Source organism: Maribacter sedimenticola (assembly GCF_900188415.1).
Classification (GTDB): domain Bacteria; phylum Bacteroidota; class Bacteroidia; order Flavobacteriales; family Flavobacteriaceae; genus Maribacter; species Maribacter sedimenticola.
In genome coordinates this window covers 21,602-41,626 of the sequence record NZ_FZNV01000012.1, presented here as the reverse complement: position 1 = coordinate 41,626, position 20,025 = coordinate 21,602, and the positions used below count along the sequence as shown (strand labels likewise).

The following is a 20,025-nucleotide window of genomic DNA, read 5'->3' as shown; positions in this document are numbered from 1 at the left end:
ATTTTTACAATAAGAATTCTATTTTTATTCAATGAACTATTTGGCATCTGTAGGAAGCTATGCAATTATGATCCGTGAGGTATTTAAAAAACCTACCAAATGGAGAATAATGAAAACGCTGATTTTAAAGGAAATAGACGAATTAATCTTTAGTTCATTAGGTATCATAATTTTTATTTCCTTCTTTATTGGTGCTGTGGTTGCCATACAAACCGCATTGAACCTTACCAACCCGCTCATACCAAGAAATCTTATAGGATTTGCCACTAGACAATCTGTTATCTTGGAATTTGCCCCAACGTTCGTTTCCATTATTATGGCAGGAAAAGTTGGATCCTATATTACATCCAGCATTGGAACAATGCGCGTTACAGAGCAAATAGATGCTTTAGAGGTCATGGGCGTAAATTCATTGAATTACCTGGTATTCCCTAAAATTATTGCTATGCTATTTTATCCGTTTGCAATAGCCATTTCTATGTACGTAGGTATTTTTGGCGGATGGATGGCAGGTGTTCTTGGCGGATTTTTAACCAGTACCGACTTCGTAACCGGACTACAGACAGATTTTGTGCCATTTCATATTGCCTATGCATTTATCAAAACATTATTATTCGCTTTCATTATAGCTACTATTCCATCATTTCATGGTTTTTATATGAAGGGTGGTGCTTTGGAAGTTGGCAAGGCAAGTACGACCGCTTTTGTTTGGACCAGTGTTGTCATTATTATTTTGAACTATATTTTAACGCAACTTTTACTAGGATAATGATAGACGTACAAGACATACACAAATCTTTTGGCGACGCCCATATCCTTAAAGGTATTTCTACCAAATTGGAAAAAGGTAAAACCAACTTGATCATTGGACAAAGTGGATCTGGAAAAACAGTATTTCTTAAATGTCTATTAGGTCTTTTTTCCCCTGAAGAAGGTAATATTGTTTACGATGGTAAAAAATACGCTGACCTATCCGATAATGAAAAGCGAGAATTGCGACAGGAAATGGGCATGGTTTTTCAAGGAAGCGCTCTTTTTGACAGTATGACCGTAGAAGGCAATGTAATGTTTCCGTTGGAAATGTTTACCAAACAGTCCAAAACAGAAATGCAAGACCGTGTCAATGCAGTACTGAAAAGGGTAAACCTTATTGATGCCCATCATAAGTTTCCATCCGAAATTTCCGGGGGTATGCAAAAAAGAGTTGCCATAGCCAGGGCCATAGTCATGAATCCTAAATATTTGTTCTGCGATGAACCAAATTCTGGACTTGACCCCAAAACCGCTATCTTAATTGATAATTTGATCAAGGAAATTACAGAAGAATATAATATCACCACCGTAATCAATACCCATGACATGAACTCGGTAATGCAAATTGGGGAAAAAATCATTTTCCTTAAAGATGGGTACAAGGAATGGGAAGGCACTAAGAATGAAATCTTTAAAACAGATAATGAGGCCGTTACCAACTTCGTCTATTCCTCTGATTTATTTAAAAAAGTACGTCAAATGTACATTGAAGAACGTAATTAATCTTTAGGCATTTCCTTAATCTGAATATTCTTGTTATTCAATCTAAGGCGCAACCACTCTTGCAACTTGGTCATATCCTTAACGGTTTCAGACCTGTTGGCATCTTTCTTCCAGGTAACCTCAAATAATGGAATACTATCAGTCTTATTAAAATCCGTCGAAATCAAATATGCATATCCCATGCGCTCCAGATTTTCATAATTGGTTTTAGCCTCCAAGCTAATTTCATTAAATGGAATCTGATTGGAGGAGATTTGATTTAACCTCAGCAATTCCGTTTCAAGAAACTTAATGCGCTCATCCTTATTGGAAAGAATACTTTTTTGAGATTCATATAGCTCATTTACATATTTGAGCTCATTGGCCTCATCACTCTTTGAACCCTGCACGACCACCAAATCTATTCCCTTGAGCTGTTGGTACTCTTGCATTTGATTTTCCCATGTGGCAATTACATTATCGGGTATTGTTTCATTGCCCATAAAAACCAACTCTATCTTGGAGTTGTCCTTATCACTATATACGATCTCGCTAAAATCCTTCAAGAATTTTCCTTCTCCCGTAAACTGATAAGGCACTATTTTTTCATCGATAAAACTTCCGGCGTCTCGCATAAACAGAGATTTTTGAAATACGCTATAAAAGGTAATTCCTGCCGGGATCATTACAAGAATAGCTAGCAATGAAGCCAACCTACTTATCAACCTTCTTCGTTGCGAATTTACATAGCGTACCATGGGAAAACGCAAAAGCTTGATCACCAAAAACGTTGCCAATGCTATAAAAATGGTGTTAATGGTGAAAAGATAAAGTGCACCGGTGGCGTAGGACCAATTTCCTATTGCCAAACCAAAACCAACCGTACATAATGGTGGCATCAACGCAGTTGCGATCGCAACCCCAAAAATAACACTAGCTATGGTTCCCTTTTTTGCACGTGCAATTACCAGAGCCAAACCACCAAAAAATGCAATTAATACATCTCTAATATCCGGTGCCGTTCTTGCCAATAACTCAGAAGACTCATCCCTAAGCGGAAAGAACCTGAAAAACAAATAGGCCGTAATGACACTCAAGACCACCATAACGGCAAAATTTTTCAATGATCTTTTTAACGTGTCTATATCATTGATCGCCACGGACATGCCAATTCCTAAAATTGGACCCATTAGCGGCGAAATTAACATTGCACCAATGACCACTGCAGTAGAATTGGCATTAAGACCAATTGAGGCTATAAAAATGGAACAAATCAAAATCCATGAGGTATGGCCCTTAAAAGGAATATCCGCTATTATGGCTTCCTTGGTCGCTTGCTGATCCGTGTTGGTACGTATATCCAACAACTCGGACAAAAATTTCTTGATGCTACCTAAAAGCCCTTGAAAATCCTTTTTTACCTCTTCACCCCCACTACCTTCATTACTTGTTGGGGTAATGTTATCTTGATTAAGATTGTTTTCCATAATTAAGCATATTCTTCTCCAAAGGTTTCCTTGACCTTATTGAGCACTTGTTTAATATCCTGTTCCTTGGCTTTTGGATAAATTAACAAAACTTCATCCTTATCCACTATAATATAATCATCTAGTCCATCTACTACAACCACTTTTCCTGCTTTAGACCTAATCATATTGCCATTGGCGTCTTGCGTCAACACTTTAGCGTTGACAACAGCATTATTGTCTTGGTTCTTATCAAGCTTATCATATAACGAACCCCATGTTCCTAAATCGTTCCAATCAAATGTGGCTTCCAAAACGAAGATGGCATCTGAATTTTCCAAAATAGCGTAGTCAATGGAAATATTTTCGGCACTTGGATAAGTATTGGCAATAAATTCACGCTCACCACTTGTATTATATGTCGAAAAACCATCGAGAAACAATTGGTGCTGTTTGGGCTGATAGTTCTGAAAAGCTTGTACTATGGTCTTTACACTCCACATAAATATCCCGGCATTCCACAAAAAGTTTCCTTGGGCCAAAAATTCCTTTGCAGTTTCATAGTCCGGTTTTTCCCTAAACTGATCTACTTTTTTAATTTGGGACTGATCAGATTTATCAAATTCAATATATCCAAACCCTGTATTAGGAAAAGATGGTTTTATTCCTAACGTACATAATACATTCTCTGTCTTGCATTTTTCAAAACATGCTGTAACATCTTTTGCAAATGCTTCCTCATCTTCTATCCAGTGATCACTTGGCGCTACGATCATTACCGCATTTTCATTCATTTTTTGGATTTTCATTGCCGCATACAAAATACAGGGGGCCGTATTTCTCATTGCAGGCTCCAATACTACCTGGTCTTGCTTTACCATTGGCAACTGCTCCAATACCAAATCATTATAACGCTCGTTGGTCAGAATTAAAATATTCTCCGTAGGTACAAACTTGTTTAAACGTTGAAATGTTTTCTGGATCAAGGTACTGCCCGTACCCAGCATATCATGAAATTGTTTTGGGTTATCACTCGTACTTATTGGCCAAAACCTTGACCCCACTCCACCTGCCATCAATACGGCATAATAATCTTTGTTCATATTAACTTTTTATTAATTCCACTTCGGCATTGGGCTGAAATAAAAACATTCTGCCAGAAGCCATTTCTATACATTCATAGCGCTTGGTACGTTTGTTTCCCTTTTTAAAAATTTTTCCGTTATAAATTCTAAAAACGCTACCTATTGGTAATTCGTAAACGTAATTTTTATCTGATTGTTGCTCGTCATATTGCTTTAATGCAATAGACAAGTGGGCGTCTGTACTACTACTTGCTTTTGGGTTCTTAAAATGTCTTGCAATCAACGGTAACACCTGTGCAGGAAACACTTCGGGCCTTATAAACGGCAACATTAAATGTTGAAAAGTTTTTTTCCATTCCACACCATGTGGCTTTATTGATCGACCATATTTTTCAAATGCGACCAAGTGCGCAATTTCATGAATGAGCGTTATTAAGAACCTATATTTATTTAATGATGCGTTTACTGTTATTTGATGATGCCCATCTTTCCTTCTTCTATAATCCCCATGCCGTGTTACCCGTTCATTTACGATCTTTAAATGTACGTGCGTTACCTTTATAAGCTCAAAACATGGAATTACTGCAGATTCCGGCAGATATTTGGCTAAAGTTTGATGCATATTTAAGGTGTACTACTACTTACCTGTAAAATTTTTCCATTATATAGTTTATGATCAGTCAAAGTAAAATTCATAACATACTCGGCCATTTCTACCGCTGTTACCGGTGCTTTATATCCTGGAAAAGCTTCTTCCAACATCTCGGTCTGTACCGCTCCCAATGCCAGCGCATTGAAAGAAGGCCCCGTTTCCTTAAATTCTTCCGCAAGTAATTCCGTCAAAGTCAAAACCGCACCTTTACTTGAACTATATGCCGCCAACCCTGCAAACTTGGCACTACCTTGAATACCGCCCATTGAACTAATGGTAACCACATGGCCTCTATTATCCATGAAGGGCAAGACCAACTTTATCATTTCCGCCACTCCAAAGACATTGACCTCATAGACCGATTTAAATTCTGCTTCCGTAGTTTCCAAAAAAGGTTTATTGACCAATTTTCCCGCATTATTGACAAGGGCAATGACATTGGCATTCCTTTCTTTTAAGAAGGAATATAAATGTTCCCTGTCCGTTGCAGAGGAAACATCAAAAGGGAATGTTTCTATATTCTTATTCCCAAGTTCCTTAATTGGCCGTTCATTTCTTGAAAGGGCCAATACCATATTACCTTTAGCGGCCAATAACTTGCATAACTCATAGCCAATGCCCCTGCTGGTACCTGTTACAATAATGTAGTCCATTACTCGTATTTTACTTCTTTTATAGGTGCATTGATAATGCCCTCTAACATAGGTTTTGCATCATTGATTATCGATGACATATGTTCAAAATCCATTAAATGTGCTTCATCCCCAACTTTATGATATTCCCCAAAATTAGTAAAGTCAAATGAACTATACGTTTGCGAAGGCACATTGAACTCATCATGGAACGGTGCATTATCCGACCTTCTAAACAAATTAAACTCTTTGGCCTTTGGTAGAAAACCTACAAAATTCTTACCGGCATGAACATTGCTGATTTCCGCTAAATTGGACTGCTCATAACCTGTAAGATATAAATCGTGATCTTTATTGAGCATGGGCACCCCAATCATTTCAAAATTCAACATTACATATACATTTAAATTTTCCTGCTTTAATTTTTGTGCCAAATGCTTGGAACCCAGCAACCCTTTCTCTTCCGCAGAAAATAATGCAAATAGTATACTCCGCTTATTATTATTTATTCCACCAAAATATTTAGCAAACTCAATGACTGCAGTTGTACCTGATGCGTTATCATTGGCCCCATTGGCGATATTGTCGGCAGCAACGGCATTGATCAAACCTATATGATCATAGTGCGCACCTATAATTACATATTCGTTCTTGAGTGCAGGATCAGTGCCCGGCACAACCCCAACTATATTATAGGCTATACCGTCACTATAATTACTTAAAGTATCCTTATAGGTAGAATAATATGGCGCAACATTGTTCTCCTCAAAAACATCCTCAATAAAACTGGCCGCTTTCCCTATACCTTCGCTACCGGTATCTCTACCCTGTAATTCATCAGAAGTTAAAAAAACCATTGTTTTTTCTATATCATCAGAACTTGTAGCGACACCGGTCTTGGATTGTATAGTATTTACCGCAGTAGGAACATTCTCCGCACCTTGAGACACGGATCCCTGTACCCCTTTAGGATTATTGGTAGGATTAAGTACCGTGGACTGGTCTATCTTGGCGTTTCCACAACTTAAGACCGTTAAACCAATAAGTACCACAATTATATATTTCATATTACTATCATTTAGATTCTAAAGATAAAAAAAAGCATCCCGTTAAAAGGATGCTTTCATAATTCTATTTATTGAAGATTCCTAGGCAAGCATTGTCACCGGATTCTCAACATATGACTTTAATGTCTGAAGGAATTGTGCCCCTACAGCACCATCAACAGTTCTATGATCACAAGCAAGGGTCAATTTCATGGTACTGCCCACTACAATCTCACCATTTTTTACTACTGGTTTTTCAACAATTGCTCCTACCGACAATATTGCCGAGTTAGGTTGATTAATGATACTTGTAAATTCTAGAATACCGAACATTCCCAAGTTAGATACTGTAAACGTACTTCCCTGCATTTCTGCGGGAGCTATTTTCTTACTACGTGCTTTTCCTGCTAAATCCTTAACGGCCGCACCAATTTGGGTAAGTCCCAAAAGATCACAGTGTTTTACCACGGGTACTACTAAGCCTTCATCCACTGCAACCGCTACACCCATATGAATATGCTTATTATACGTTGTAGTGTCACCGTTCCAAGTAGTGTTTACTTGAGGATGTTTCTTCAGCGCCATAGCACAGGCCTTTAAAACCATATCATTGAAAGACACCTTGGTATCTGGCAGACTATTGATCTGTGCCCTGGACGCTTTGGCATTGTCCATATCAACCTCAATTGTAAGGTAAAAGTGTGGGGCACTGAACTTTGAATTACCCAAGGCCTTGGCAATCGCCTTACGCATATTGGAATTCTTAACCTCTTCCGTACCTTCTTCCCCAGATGGCAATGCCATGGAGACTGGTTGAGATGCAACAGCGGTTTCCGCTTTTCCAGTAGATGCCGCTACAGGTGCAGCAGCAGTACTTGGAGTATAATTCTCTATATCTTTTTTAATAATCCTTCCATTATCACCGGATCCGGTAACTTTGGCCAAATCTATACCTTTATCGGCAGCAATCTTTTTTGCCAAGGGAGATGCAAAAATTCGTTCCCCATCAGCAACCGATTTTGTATCCTCTTTTTTGGTATCCGCTTGGGCCGGCTTACTTTCTTCTTTAACCGAACTCGTCGCGGTACTTTTCTTCCCTGCACTGGACTTATTGTTCAAAACGGCATCTACATCCGTACCTTCAGGACCTATAATAGCCAAAACAGCATCTACAGGGGAAGATTCACCTTCTTGAATACCTATATATAGCAACTTACCACTATAAAATGACTCAAACTCCATAGTAGCTTTATCCGTTTCTATCTCTGCAAGAATATCACCTTCTTCTACATCATCACCTACCTGCTTTAACCAACTTGCCACGGTACCTTCCTCCATGGTATCACTTAAACGGGGCATCTTTACAATTTCCACTCCTTCCGGAATTTCACCACCGCCTTGCTCCGTATCTTCGGAAACCTCCATTTGATCTTCATCTTCAGATGCAGTATCACCAGTAGTTTCAGAGGCCGGTGCAGATGTGCCACTACCGTTCAACAAAGAAGAAATATCCTCACCTTCATCACCTATGATGGCCAAAAGACTGTCCACAGGTGCAGTGTCGCCTTCCGGAATCCCAATATGCAACAAAGTACCTTCATTGAAGGATTCAAATTCCATCGTAGCCTTATCGGTTTCGATTTCTGCCAATATATCGCCTTCTTCAACTTTATCTCCTACGCTTTTTAACCATTTAGCTACGGTACCCTCTTCCATGGTATCGCTTAAACGGGGCATATTTACTACTATAGCCATTTAATTATATTTTATGTTGAACAAATGGAAAATCCTCTTGTTCGTAAACCATATCATACAATTGGTTTACTGGTGGATAATCTGACTCTTCTGCAAACTTTTCGCATTCCTTAACCAAATCCTTGACCCTTTTGTCAATTTCCTTGATTTCCTTATCTGTTGCGTATTCGTTTTCCTTTATAATATCCAATACCTGGGTAATTGGGTCTATTTTCTTGTATTCCGCAACCTCATCCTTAGTTCTATAATGTTGGGCATCTGACATGGAATGACCTCTATAACGGTAAGTCTTCATTTCCAAAAATGTTGGACCGCCACCACTTCTTGCTCTTTCTATTGCCTTGCTCATTTCTTGGGCAACCGTTACAGGATTCATACCATCCACAGGGCCACATGGCATTTCATAGCCCAAACCAAGTTTCCAAATTTCCGTAGAGAACGATGTACGTTCAACTGATGTACCCATGGCATAACCATTGTTCTCACAAACGAATACCACTGGCAATTGCCATAACATAGCTAAATTGAACGTTTCATGTAAAGAACCTTGCCTTACGGCGCCGTCTCCCATATAACACAAGGTAACATTATCCCTACCGGCATACTTGTCGCCAAAGGCCATACCGGCACCTAAAGGAATCTGACCTCCTACGATACCATGCCCTCCGTGAAAACGATGTTCTTTTGAAAATATGTGCATAGAACCACCCATACCTTTGGATGTCCCTGTTACTTTACCATATAATTCCGCCATTACACGTTTGGGATCCACACCCATACCAATTGGCTGCACATGGTTTCTATATGCAGTGATCATACGATCCTTGGTAAGGTCCATTGCATGTAGGGCGCCAGCCAAAACAGCTTCTTGACCATTATACAAATGAAGAAATCCTCTTACCTTCTGCTGAATATAAACAGCGGCCAATTTATCCTCAAATTTCCTCCAAAATAGCATGTCCTCATACCATTTCAAATACGTTTCCTTGGTGATTTTTTTCATCAATTTTAACTAAAGGTTTTAAAATTCCCTGAGATTCATATGGTAAGCTTGACCAATGTCTCGCAGAGGGGCAAAAATACACATATAAATGAATCGATAAAAATAATAGAAGCAAATGAATTACGAAATTATATGCTTAACAAAAACAATAAAGAACGTGGTTATTTTATGGAAGGTGTTTTACAGCACGTATTATAGATAGCTACTATTGAACCCCAGTGGCAAAAGGTCCGCTACGGAATTACACATAATGACCTTGCCCGTCTCACCCATAAACAACAGTTTAATAGGTTCCGATTGTTTAAACTCATATTCCGATATGGCCTGCCTGCAGCAACCACAAGGCGCAACGGGCTCATTGACACCATGGTCCAATGCCGCGGCAGATATTGCTATGGCCCTAATACGCATTTCAGGATATTTGGCCCCAGCATAGAATATTGCTACACGCTCAGCACATAAACCGGCCGGATAGCAGGCATTTTCTTGATTGTTCCCTTCAATAATTTCATTGTTCTCCATTAATACCGCAGCACCTACCGAAAATTTGGAATAAGGTGCATAGGCCTTTTTTCTTGCATTTATAGCCGAGGACATTAAGGTCTTAAACGATTCATTCAATTCCTCGACATTTTCATGAACCGTTACCTCGATATTTATTTTTTTACGTTCCGCCATCTTAAATTGTTAGGGTCATTTAGTAACCAATAGGCTAATTTACATATTTTGAACCCGAATGGCTCAAATAAAAAAACCTGCACAAGGCAGGTTTTTTTTCTTTATAAAATAGAACTTTTAATCATTGTAAAACTCCTCCCCTAAATTAAAGGTCAAGGAAAACCTTAACGTGTTCTCCAAAGGATTCCTTACCTGAGAGGTAGAGAAAAGATACGATAAATCTATTTGGGCAGAATTAAATTTAAAGCCCGCACCCAATGTAAAGAATTTTCGGGAACCCTTATCCTCACTTTCGTTGAAATATCCCGTTCTGAACATAAATGAATCTTGATAGGTATATTCTGCACCTAAGGACCATGTAAATTCCTTTAGCTCCTCACTGAATCCGTCCGGGGCATCAGTAAAAGAGTTGAATATACCACTAAAGCCACTTTCATTTTGGTAGATATCATTGTCTTCCGCATCCACATCGCCATCATTATCAAAATCCTGGGGCGTTGGCACAAGAAGCTTGCTGAATTCCGCAGTTAACCCTACAACGTTATCCTGATCCAAGATGAAATCAAATCCGCCTCCAAACCTTAGGTTACTTGGCAAGAAATTTTCCTGTCCACCCGCATCATATTGAATTTTTCCTCCAATGTTGGAAAGATTGAATCCTGCCCTCCATCGACCATCAAAATTATTGTAAGCTATTTCCCTAGACCTATAAAAACCGGCCACGTCTACAGCAAACGAACCTGCCGCCTGCGAATCCTCAGACCCGTTTTGTGGTAATTTCAAATTTGACCTGATATATCTACCGGCCACCGCCATAGAGAACGTAGGGCTTAACTTTAAGGAATATGAACCATCTAGAGCCAACTCATTTGGTTTGGCAATAGTACCGGGGTCATTGGCAAACTGCCTTAATTCTATCTCGCCCAAAGTGAAGTAGCGCAAACTTACCGCAAACGCACTTTGTTCGTTCAACTTATTAAAATAACTGGCATTCAATAACGATATATCCGTAATAATACTCTCCAAATACGGGGTATAACTTACCCCAATACCCATTTTACGCTCGGCAAATGCAAATTTTGCAGGATTCCATTGCTGAGAAAAAGCATCGGTAGAAGTTGCAACCCCCATATCACCCATACCGGCAGACCTTGCATCGGCAGCTATAGTAAGAAATGGTACAGCGGTAGTAATAACACGTTGGTCATTCTGGGCCGCAATTTTCCCGATTACAAGTACAAAGAAAATTATTGAGATTTTTCTCATTGGAATTACATCTTTAAAATAGGAGCGAAATATACCTTATAAAATATAATCACCCCTAATATTTTACATGAAAACGGACTTTTTACCGTTATCTTGTATTGTTATCTAGTTTTTTATTAGAAAAAATGAAGAATAGGTTAAATCAAAGCAGCACCAACACTTCTAAAATAAGAAATTCGCAGGCGCGGCGATCAGCTCTAAAAGAAATGCCCTAAACCATACTATTTAGTTTATTTGTCCGTTAAGATAACTAAGTAAGCCCATTTTGCGTAAACGGGACGGTGATAGAATCATTTAAATTATTTTGAATTGTAAAATAATCTTATAAAAACACCGTTCTATTGAGCGAAAGTGACAAACAAATTAAAAGAAAACTTAGTATTATAAGGAATAGAAGCCAAACTACTATAACTTATAAAAAATTGAACTCAAGTCCTAATTATGAAAAAACGTTTAATAAAAGTTGTACTCTCATGCATTGTTATCGTTGGGGGATTAACGGTTAACAGCTGTTCTAAATCTTCATCGTCCAAAAATACGTCTAGAGCTACAGGTTGGAAAATAAATGCCAAGGAAGGTGGTTTTCAATATAATACAGACTTCAAGGAACAAGAAACCGCTCCTGGATTAGTATTTGTTGAAGGTGGCACATTTACCAAGGGTAAGGTACAGGATGATGTTATGCATGATTGGAACAACACACCAACATCCCAACATGTACAATCATTTTACATGGATGAGACAGAGGTGACCAATGTAATGTATCTTGAGTATCTTGACTATTTAAAAAGCGTATACCCTCCGGAAAATCCTAAATATACCAATATTTATGTGGGAGCTTTGCCGGATACCTTGGTTTGGAGAAACAGGTTAGGATTTAACGAAACCATGACCAACAACTACTTAAGACACCCGGCATATGCAGAATATCCTGTGGTAGGCGTTAACTGGATACAGGCGACACAGTTTGCAGAATGGAGAACTGACCGTGTAAACGAAGTTATGTTGGAACGTGAAGGTTATTTATCCGAAGATGCCAAATACCAAGCCGCAACCGGAGAAGTTCAGGGCACTTTTAGCACAGAAGCATATTTAAACAGGCCAGAATCTGTTTATAATGGTCAAATAGATTCGCTTCAAGGTAAAATGAAAAAAGATAGTACTTCTGCTTTTGCAAAAAGAAGTAGTGGTATCATAATGCCAGAATACAGACTTCCTACAGAAACGGAATGGGAATATGCTGCACAGGCACAAGTTGGACAAAGGGAATACAACAACTATAGAGGTAGAAAAAAATATCCTTGGGAAGGGGATTATACTCGTAACGGACAACGCGTAGGACGTGGAGATCAATTGGCCAACTTTAAACAAGGTAAAGGTGATTATGGCGGAATTGCAGGATGGTCTGACGATGGTGCCGATATTACGGCGGAAGTTATGTCCTACAAACCAAATGATTTAGGCCTTTACGATATGGCAGGTAATGTGGCCGAGTGGGTTGCGGATGTCTATAGACCTATTGTTGATGACGAGGTGAGCGATTTTAACTATTATAGAGGTAATATTTATATGAAAAGCGCCATAGGGGAAGATGGCAAAGTCAAGGTCTTAAAAGATTCCATTGCCTTTGATACCCTGCCCAATGGAAAAGTTATTGCCGTTAACCTTCCGGGAGAAATAAAAATGGTTCCTGTAGACGAAGAAGAGACTTATTTAAGAACCAACTTCTCATCAAGCGACAACAGAGGTTATAGAGATGGTGACCCAGGTTCTTCTAGGTTCTATGACAGGTTTAGCGATGATGAGGAACAGGACGACAAGAAAAAGATGTACAACTCACCAAAGCACTCCGTGGCCAGGGACTCTGCCGGAAACCTTATAAAAGGTTACGACTCATCAAACAACAGAACAACGCTTATCAATGATGAAGTTAGAGTATACAAAGGCGGTTCTTGGAGAGATAGGGCATATTGGTTAGACCCTGCACAAAGAAGGTATTTGCCACAATATATGGCAACGGACTATATAGGGTTTAGATGTGCAATGTCTAGAGTTGGTTCAAAATCAAAGACTAAGAACAAAACGGTTAGAGGTAAAAAAGCCAAATAACATTTTGTTCATATCATAACTATTAAAAGCCCTTTTCACAAAGGGCTTTTTTTATATCTTCGATTTTATGAATATTCAAGAGTTACATACGGTTTTTTTGAAGTATCCATCAGTAAGTACGGACACTAGAAATATTAACAAAGGGGATATATTTTTTGCATTGAAAGGTGAAAATTTCAATGGCAATACCTATGCAAAAAAAGCCTTGGAACAAGGTGCCAGCTATGCCATCGTGGATGAAGAGGAATTTATTCAAAACGACAGGACTATTTTGGTAGACGATTGCCTTACCACCTTACAGCAATTGGCCAACTACCATAGAAAATTTTGCTCGGCCAAAATAATCAGTCTTACCGGTAGCAATGGAAAAACCACCACCAAAGAGCTCATTAATGCCGTTTTATCTTCCACGTACAAAACCGTTGCAACGAAAGGCAACCTTAACAATCATATTGGTGTTCCATTAACTTTGTTGTCCATTACACCAGATACAGAATTTGCTATTGTAGAAATGGGTGCCAACCATTTAGAAGAAATAGCTTTTTTATGTCATATAGCACAGCCGGATTTTGGATATATAACCAATTTTGGAAAAGCCCATTTAGAAGGTTTTGGAGGCGTTGATGGCGTTATAAAAGGTAAAAGCGAATTATATGAATATTTGATAAAACAAGATAAATCCATATTTCTAAATGCTGATGATCCAATACAGCTCAATAAATTAAAATCATACACCCGCAAATACGGCTTCAGCACGGAAAATTCCTCCTACTATAAAATTGAATTCTTGGGCGCACAGCCTTTTGTTCGTCTTAAGTTCGATGATACGGAGGTAACCTCTAATCTCATAGGATCATATAATTTCCACAACTGCTGTGCCGCCGTCATCATGGGTAAATATTTTAATGTTGATGTTCCTAAAATTAAGCAGTCTATTGAAAACTATACCCCTAAGAACAACCGTTCCCAAATAATCGAAAACCTGGACCACTATATAATTTTAGATGCTTATAACGCCAATCCCACAAGCATGAAAGCGGCATTGGAAAATTTCAACACATTAGACAGGGCAAACAAAATAACTATATTGGGAGATATGTTTGAATTAGGAAACTCTGCCGAAGAGGAGCATCAAACAGTAGCACAGATAACCGAACAAATGAATTTTGACCAAGTGATGTTTGTTGGTGAAAATTTCTATCGTACAAAGACCGCATTGAAAAAATTTAAGAATTTTGATGAGTTAAAGCAATATCTAACGGAACATTCCGTACCGAAAAAATCAACAATCCTTATTAAAGGGTCAAGAGGGATGGCTTTAGAGCGGGTTTTAGACCATATATAATTTTTAATCCAGAACTTTGGTCACAGAACCGCATGTCAGCATTTTATCCCCAAAATACGGATTTCTAATTGCCTTTTCAAGGCTCAACCAATCTGCACCCGTATTGTTATCCGCCATTGGACAATGCTGCACATAAATGGGTTCGCCAAAACCTTGTACATGGTCAGCTAAATAAGTGAATGCGCTAGATAATTTTTTAAAGCCTAAACGCTTTTGATCCAAACTCTCTTCTGATAATATTTCCTTAACCATTTTTTTTGCCAATTTCATGTTTGATTGAAATTCGGCATTACCCTCACTTACCTCTATTTGCAACAATAGTTCATCTAATTTCTTGGCACTATTATGGGCATCCAAACTTTTAGATGACACCAAATTATTTTTTAATTCGAAATAAGTGCCCAGTGCAATCTTAATTTGGTCATTTACTTCATTGGGAAATATTGCACCCTTGTCACTAGTTACCGGCATTTGCTCCATAGAAGTCTCCTTTGCGTACAGCATGGATTTTTTACCCTGTAATTGAGCGGCAGCATCAATTGTAAATGCACCATTGGTAACCACTTCCTCTCCTATTTCCAGTCCCTTAAAAACCACATAACTATCACCAATGGCCTCTCCTAATTTTACTTCCCTCATTTCAAATATGGGCTTGGAGGATTTAGGCTTGGTATATACCACAGAATGCTCACCCGCCCATAAGACCGCACTCTTAGGAACCATAACCATTTGCTTATCTGTATGTTCTATTTTAACCTTTCCTTTTATGAACATACCGGGTTTCCATTGCCCTTTTCCATTTGCTACATTGGCCCTTACGGCAACAATTCGTTTGCCCTTGTCCAAAACCGGTTCAATAAAAGATATTTTAGCCACTACTGGCTCAGAAGGAAAAGCTTCGGAACTAATTAATATTTCCTGTCCCATCTTAAGTAATGGCAATTGGTCTTCATAGGCTTGAAAAACCGCCCAGACCGAATATAAGTTTGAAACCTTGAACAATGGATCCCCTTGTTTATAATAAGACCCCTCAGAGCCTAAAATCTCCACTACGGTTCCAGAAACATCTGCCACCAAAGGAAAGTTCACAATAGGTTTTCCAGATTTCAATAAATCATCTATCTGCTTATCGGTCAATTTCCACAGTCCCAAGGTATTTCTAGCTGCAGCATATAATTTCTCATGTGTATCCTTATAAGAAGATGAAGTCAATAGTTTATCCTGGGCCAAATACAATTCTGGACTGTAAATAGTGCCTATTTCTTGACCTTTTTTAACATATTCACCAACATACTTAATATGAAGTTTATCTATACGACCATCAAATAAAGTAGTCTGGGTTGCATTTGTATTTTCGTTTAGAGCTATTTCCCCGGCAAGCACCACTTCACCGCCCATAGTATTTGAAATTATTTTATGGGTCTGGACATTGGCCAAGGAAATAGCCCTCTCGCTCATTGTAAACCGGTATTCATTAGTAATCTGGTCCATATTACCCATAGGCACAAGCTCCATTCCACAAATTGGGCACATACCCTTGCCTTCATTTACCACAGAAGGATGCATAGAACACGTATAGTTGTTTTGTTCATTATGCTGCACATGGTCATTTGCCGCGGGTTTAGCTTGGCCAAAGAATAGATAGCCCAACAAAAGTCCCCCTAATAATACCATAAGGTAAACGACATATTTCTTGTATGTATTGAAATTTTCCATTACCTAATTTCACTATTTTTTAATTTTTGTTCCTGCCATAAACAATAGAGTACCGGAACAATCAATAACGTCACCAAAGCTACCAGCATACCACCAAAACTAGGAATGGCCATGGGTATCAAAATATCCTTACCATGTCCTTTTGCCGTAATTATCGGCAACAATGCCAATAATGTTGTGGCCGTAGTCATTAAACAAGGTCTAATCCTTTTTTTCCCTGCTTCCAGGACCGCATTTCTAATATCATTGACAGTACCGGGTTTATTAGCCTCAAAATTCTGTTTAAGATATGTTGCAATTACCACGCCATCATCTGTTGCAATACCAAAAAGAGCTATAAACCCTACCCAGACCGCAACGCTCATATTAATTGTCTTAACATTAAAGATTTCCCTAAGGTCATGGCCCAGAAAATTTAGGTTCAAAAACCAATCTTGACCATAAAACCACAACAATATAAATCCTCCTGCAAAAGCTACCGCAATTCCGGAAAAAATCATGAATGAAATTGTCAATGACCTAAATTGTACATAAAGTAATAACAAAATTGCCAATAACACCAACGGTATGATCAAAGACAATGTTTTCTCGGCATGAACATTGTTTTCATAAGTACCTGAAAACTTATAATTTACACCTTTGGGCACAATTATTTCCCCATTATTGATTTTAAATTCTATTTGTTCCTTTGCCTGTTCAACAGCAGAAATTTCCGCAAAACCCTCTTTTTTATCAAAAAGTACGTAAGCCATTAAAAAGCCATTTTCACTTTTGATGACCTGCGGGCCCTTTTCAAATTGAACATCTGCCACTTGATACAAAGGTATACTCCCACCACTTGGTAGTGCAACCAGTATATTGCCAATGTCTTCAGGTTCATCCCTATAATCCCTAGGATAACGTAATGTAACATCAAACCGCTCCCTTCCTTCAATGGTCTGGGTCAACACCTTGCCGCCCATTGCCGTCTCCAATATTTCCTGCAGTCCACTAATACTTAAACCAAATCTTGCTGCTTTGGTTCTATTAAATAAAACATTAATGTATGGCTTAGCTACAATTCTATCCGAAAATACGGAAGCACTTTCTATAGCTTCAATATTTTTGAGCTCATTTTCCAATACTTGTCCAAATGATTCTATCACATCCAAACTGGGCCCAAATATTTTAATCCCCATTGGTGATCTCATACCGGTCTGCAACATGACCAATCTTGTTTCTATTGGCTGTAATTTGGGCGCAGAAGTCACACCTGGCAATGTGGTCACTGCGGCAATTTCCTCCCAAATATCATCTGCATTTCTAATGTGAGGTCTCCAGTTTCTATAATACGCCCCGTTTTTGTCCACAATCAATTCATCAACAGACACCCCGGAACCAGAAGTCACTTCACCCATTGTCTTTGTTTGGAACAATCCCTCTTTGGTTGTCAAAAATGAAATGGGCCTTCCCTTATCATCCAAAATAAATTCCGGTTTATATAGAATTACATTCTCGAACATAGATAATGGTGCAGGGTCCAATGCAGAATCAACCCTGCCGGCCTTACCAACTACCGTTTCTATTTCTGGGATGCTTGCCACGGCCATATCCAACTGTTGTAAAATTCTTTTATTTTCCGATATTCCGGTATGCGCAGTAGATGTCGGCATCAATAAAAATGAACCTTCGTTTAATTTTGGCATAAATTCCTTCCCAATGGTACTATACGTCAGTGCCCCTAAAATTAAAATGGATAAAGGTATGATCAGAAATATTGTCTTATGTTCCATAGCCCAAACCAATATAACCTCATAATACCTATGAAATATATAAAGCCCACCTAATACAAGTGAACTAAAGAGGATTACGAAAACTAAGTTAGTAGCAAAATAAGCCTGAAAACCAAGAGGCTTCCAATAATAAGTCAGTATCAAGACTATAGATGCGACCAGCCAAATTAACCTTAACTTTCCACTATTCACATTCGCTATTTTGTTGTAATCCTGCAATAACTTCAACACCGCAAGACCAATTAATGCTATTCCGATCCAAAAACCCCAAATACACATTACTAACCCCACAAGCCCCAAACCTATGGAACCTAGACTTCCAATATCATATTTTTTATGGGTTACGCTGTACCATTTTGATATAATAGGGGGTATAATAAACAAGGCTAAAAACATAGCGGCCAAAAGTGCGGTCGTTTTAGTAAATGCCAATGGTGTAAACAATCGCCCCTCTTCACCGGTCAATACAAACACAGGGATAAAGCTTAATATCGTGGTCAAACCTGCCGTAATTATGGCGCCAGAAACTTCGTTGACCCCTTCAATGACCAAATCATCAATAGCAGCCCCCTGCTGATTATTCTCAATTTTCTGAACAATGTTCTCTGACAGAATTATACCCAAATCTACCATTGTACCAATGGCTATTGCTATACCTGAAAGTGCCACAATATTAGCCTCAACATTGTACAACTTCATCACTATAAAAACCATAAGTACAGCCACAGGCAATAAACCGGAAATTACTAAGGAAATCCTTAAATTTCTCAACATTACCAAAATGACCAAGATTGCAATCAAAATTTCCATGGCTAGAGCAGAATTAAGGGTGCCCAATGTATTTTTTATCAGCTCTGTGCGATCATAAAATGGCACTATGGTCAATTGTGATATCCTGCCATCTTCAAGCATTTTAGATGGCAAGCCTTTTGCTATTTGTGAAATCTTGTCCTTAACGGACTCAATAACCTTTTGCGGGTTAGCTCCATACCTACTTACAACAACTCCCCCAACAACCTCGGCTCCCTCCTTGTCAAGAATACCTCTTCGTTCTTTTGGACCCAATGAAACAACTGCAATATCTTTTATGGAAAGTGGCACATAATCATTGGTCGTTATGACCGCATTTTCAATATCCTCAATATTTTCAATAAGACCTAGGCCTCTAATCAAATATTCCGCATTATTGATTTCCAAAGTTTTTGCACCTACATTTTTATTTGATTCACCAACGGCCCTTACCACTTCTTGAAGGGAAATTTGATATTGGCGCATTAACAAAGGATTGAGCTCTATTTGATACTCTTGAACATGCCCACCAATGGAGGCTACCTCTGCAACATTTTCGGCAGAGGACAAAGCATTTTTAATATAAAAGTCCTGAACTTTTCTCAACTCGTGCAAGTCCCAACCACCCGTAACATTTCCCTGTTCATCCCTGCCTTCTACAGTATACCAAAAAAGTTGACCAAGGGCAGTAGCATCAGGCCCTAATTTGGGCACTACATTCTTTGGCAGCAAATTGGAAGGTAAACTGCTTAATTTCTCCAGTATGCGACTTCTACCCCAATAAAAATCTACATTATCTTCATATATAAGATAAATGGTCGAAAAACCGAACATAGAAGAACTCCTTACAGATTTTACCCCCGGCAATCCCAAAAGATTCGTAGTAAGCGGATAGGTAATCTGGTCCTCTATATCTTGTGGGGACTGTCCTTCCCACTCGGTAAAAATAATTTGTTGGTTATCTCCCAAGTTGGGTATTGCATCTACTGCGACGGCATTAGAGCCTATTAACCAATTGTCCGTATAGATCGGTGCACTAATTAAACCCCAAAGCAAAAACACTACTAAAAGCACAAAGGCCACGAGTTTATTTTGCACTAAAAATTTAATTAGGTTTTTAAGCATAAAGGTTTAAACTTATTTGCGAAATCAAAACTATAAGTCTCTGATATTTAACGTGCGAAACAAGTATAGAT

15 protein-coding genes are annotated in these 20,025 nt (G+C 38.6%); 4 read left to right on the top strand and 11 right to left on the bottom strand.

What is annotated here, in order from left to right; all coding sequences use genetic code 11:
• Positions 1-31 precede the first annotated feature (31 nt).
• Both CHB68_RS18145 and CHB68_RS18140 read left to right on the top strand, forming a co-directional pair.
• A complete protein-coding gene (locus CHB68_RS18145; protein ID WP_089263314.1) occupies positions 32-769 on the top strand; it encodes an MlaE family ABC transporter permease in 738 nt (245 codons plus the stop codon).
• A complete protein-coding gene (locus CHB68_RS18140; RefSeq protein WP_089263312.1) occupies positions 769-1,536 on the top strand; it encodes an ABC transporter ATP-binding protein in 768 nt (255 codons plus the stop codon). Before CHB68_RS18145 ends, CHB68_RS18140 begins: the two co-directional genes overlap by 1 nt.
• Here the strand turns inward: CHB68_RS18140 and CHB68_RS18135 are convergent.
• From CHB68_RS18135 to porV, 9 genes are all read right to left on the bottom strand, one after another.
• On the bottom strand, positions 1,533-3,002 hold the full coding sequence (locus CHB68_RS18135; protein WP_089263310.1) for a DUF389 domain-containing protein: 1,470 nt from the start codon (positions 3,000-3,002) through the stop codon (positions 1,533-1,535). The genes CHB68_RS18140 and CHB68_RS18135 overlap by 4 nt on opposite strands.
• 2 nt (positions 3,003-3,004) lie before the next feature.
• Positions 3,005-4,084 (bottom strand): mannose-1-phosphate guanylyltransferase, encoded by a 1,080-nt coding sequence (locus tag CHB68_RS18130; RefSeq protein WP_089263308.1) that lies wholly within the window; start codon positions 4,082-4,084, stop codon positions 3,005-3,007.
• 1 nt (position 4,085) lies between these two features.
• The gene (locus tag CHB68_RS18125) at positions 4,086-4,688 is read right to left on the bottom strand and encodes a SprT-like domain-containing protein (RefSeq protein ID WP_089263306.1); all 603 of its coding nucleotides are present in this window, start codon (positions 4,686-4,688) and stop codon (positions 4,086-4,088) included.
• 2 nt (positions 4,689-4,690) lie between these two features.
• Positions 4,691-5,371 carry an SDR family oxidoreductase gene (locus CHB68_RS18120; protein ID WP_089263304.1) on the bottom strand — a complete coding sequence of 227 codons (681 nt, stop codon included), beginning with the start codon at positions 5,369-5,371 and terminating at the stop codon, positions 4,691-4,693.
• Positions 5,371-6,417 carry a M28 family metallopeptidase gene (locus tag CHB68_RS18115; RefSeq protein WP_089263302.1) on the bottom strand — a complete coding sequence of 349 codons (1,047 nt, stop codon included), beginning with the start codon at positions 6,415-6,417 and terminating at the stop codon, positions 5,371-5,373. The genes CHB68_RS18120 and CHB68_RS18115 overlap by 1 nt, the downstream gene beginning before the upstream one ends.
• 81 nt (positions 6,418-6,498) lie before the next feature.
• Positions 6,499-8,151, bottom strand: coding sequence for a pyruvate dehydrogenase complex dihydrolipoamide acetyltransferase (locus CHB68_RS18110; protein WP_089263300.1), 1,653 nt, complete (start codon positions 8,149-8,151; stop codon positions 6,499-6,501).
• A 4-nt stretch (positions 8,152-8,155) separates the two neighbouring features.
• On the bottom strand, positions 8,156-9,154 hold the full coding sequence (gene pdhA, locus CHB68_RS18105; RefSeq protein ID WP_089263298.1) for a pyruvate dehydrogenase (acetyl-transferring) E1 component subunit alpha: 999 nt from the start codon (positions 9,152-9,154) through the stop codon (positions 8,156-8,158).
• Positions 9,155-9,346: 192 nt separating this feature from the next.
• Complete coding sequence (gene cdd / locus CHB68_RS18100) at positions 9,347-9,832, bottom strand: cytidine deaminase (RefSeq protein ID WP_089263296.1); 486 nt, start codon at positions 9,830-9,832, stop codon at positions 9,347-9,349.
• Between the two features lie 117 nt (positions 9,833-9,949).
• Positions 9,950-11,098 carry a type IX secretion system outer membrane channel protein PorV gene (gene porV / locus CHB68_RS18095; protein ID WP_089263294.1) on the bottom strand — a complete coding sequence of 383 codons (1,149 nt, stop codon included), beginning with the start codon at positions 11,096-11,098 and terminating at the stop codon, positions 9,950-9,952.
• A 441-nt stretch (positions 11,099-11,539) separates the two neighbouring features.
• On the opposite strand from porV, the gene gldJ reads away from it, so the two are divergent.
• Together gldJ and CHB68_RS18085 are read left to right on the top strand one after the other, a co-directional pair.
• Positions 11,540-13,207, top strand: a complete 1,668-nt coding sequence (gene gldJ, locus CHB68_RS18090) for a gliding motility lipoprotein GldJ (RefSeq protein ID WP_089263292.1) — start codon at positions 11,540-11,542, stop codon at positions 13,205-13,207.
• Between the two features lie 67 nt (positions 13,208-13,274).
• Positions 13,275-14,552: a UDP-N-acetylmuramoyl-tripeptide--D-alanyl-D-alanine ligase gene (locus tag CHB68_RS18085; RefSeq protein WP_089263289.1), complete on the top strand. Its 1,278-nt coding sequence runs from the start codon at positions 13,275-13,277 to the stop codon at positions 14,550-14,552.
• A gap of 3 nt (positions 14,553-14,555) precedes the next feature.
• On the opposite strand, the gene CHB68_RS18080 is transcribed toward CHB68_RS18085, so the two are convergent.
• Together CHB68_RS18080 and CHB68_RS18075 are read right to left on the bottom strand one after the other, a co-directional pair.
• On the bottom strand, positions 14,556-16,268 hold the full coding sequence (locus tag CHB68_RS18080; protein WP_089263287.1) for an efflux RND transporter periplasmic adaptor subunit: 1,713 nt from the start codon (positions 16,266-16,268) through the stop codon (positions 14,556-14,558).
• Entirely contained in the window at positions 16,268-19,927 is a 3,660-nt protein-coding gene (locus tag CHB68_RS18075; RefSeq protein WP_394339893.1) for an efflux RND transporter permease subunit, read from the bottom strand. Before CHB68_RS18075 ends, CHB68_RS18080 begins: the two co-directional genes overlap by 1 nt.
• Positions 19,928-20,025: the final 98 nt, after the last annotated feature.

Excerpts from the sequence above, each read along its gene's own strand:
- CHB68_RS18145 (WP_089263314.1), top strand. The coding sequence starts at position 32 with ATGAACTATTTGGCATCTGTAGGAAGCTATGCAATTATGATCCGTGAG.
- CHB68_RS18140 (WP_089263312.1), top strand. The coding sequence starts at position 769 with ATGATAGACGTACAAGACATACACAAATCTTTTGGCGACGCCCATATC.
- CHB68_RS18135 (WP_089263310.1), bottom strand. The coding sequence starts at position 3,002 with ATGGAAAACAATCTTAATCAAGATAACATTACCCCAACAAGTAATGAA.
- CHB68_RS18130 (WP_089263308.1), bottom strand. The coding sequence starts at position 4,084 with ATGAACAAAGATTATTATGCCGTATTGATGGCAGGTGGAGTGGGGTCA.
- CHB68_RS18125 (WP_089263306.1), bottom strand. The coding sequence starts at position 4,688 with ATGCATCAAACTTTAGCCAAATATCTGCCGGAATCTGCAGTAATTCCA.
- CHB68_RS18120 (WP_089263304.1), bottom strand. The coding sequence starts at position 5,371 with ATGGACTACATTATTGTAACAGGTACCAGCAGGGGCATTGGCTATGAG.
- CHB68_RS18115 (WP_089263302.1), bottom strand. The coding sequence starts at position 6,417 with ATGAAATATATAATTGTGGTACTTATTGGTTTAACGGTCTTAAGTTGT.
- CHB68_RS18110 (WP_089263300.1), bottom strand. The coding sequence starts at position 8,151 with ATGGCTATAGTAGTAAATATGCCCCGTTTAAGCGATACCATGGAAGAG.
- pdhA (WP_089263298.1), bottom strand. The coding sequence starts at position 9,154 with ATGAAAAAAATCACCAAGGAAACGTATTTGAAATGGTATGAGGACATG.
- cdd (WP_089263296.1), bottom strand. The coding sequence starts at position 9,832 with ATGGCGGAACGTAAAAAAATAAATATCGAGGTAACGGTTCATGAAAAT.
- porV (WP_089263294.1), bottom strand. The coding sequence starts at position 11,098 with ATGAGAAAAATCTCAATAATTTTCTTTGTACTTGTAATCGGGAAAATT.
- gldJ (WP_089263292.1), top strand. The coding sequence starts at position 11,540 with ATGAAAAAACGTTTAATAAAAGTTGTACTCTCATGCATTGTTATCGTT.
- CHB68_RS18085 (WP_089263289.1), top strand. The coding sequence starts at position 13,275 with ATGAATATTCAAGAGTTACATACGGTTTTTTTGAAGTATCCATCAGTA.
- CHB68_RS18080 (WP_089263287.1), bottom strand. The coding sequence starts at position 16,268 with ATGGAAAATTTCAATACATACAAGAAATATGTCGTTTACCTTATGGTA.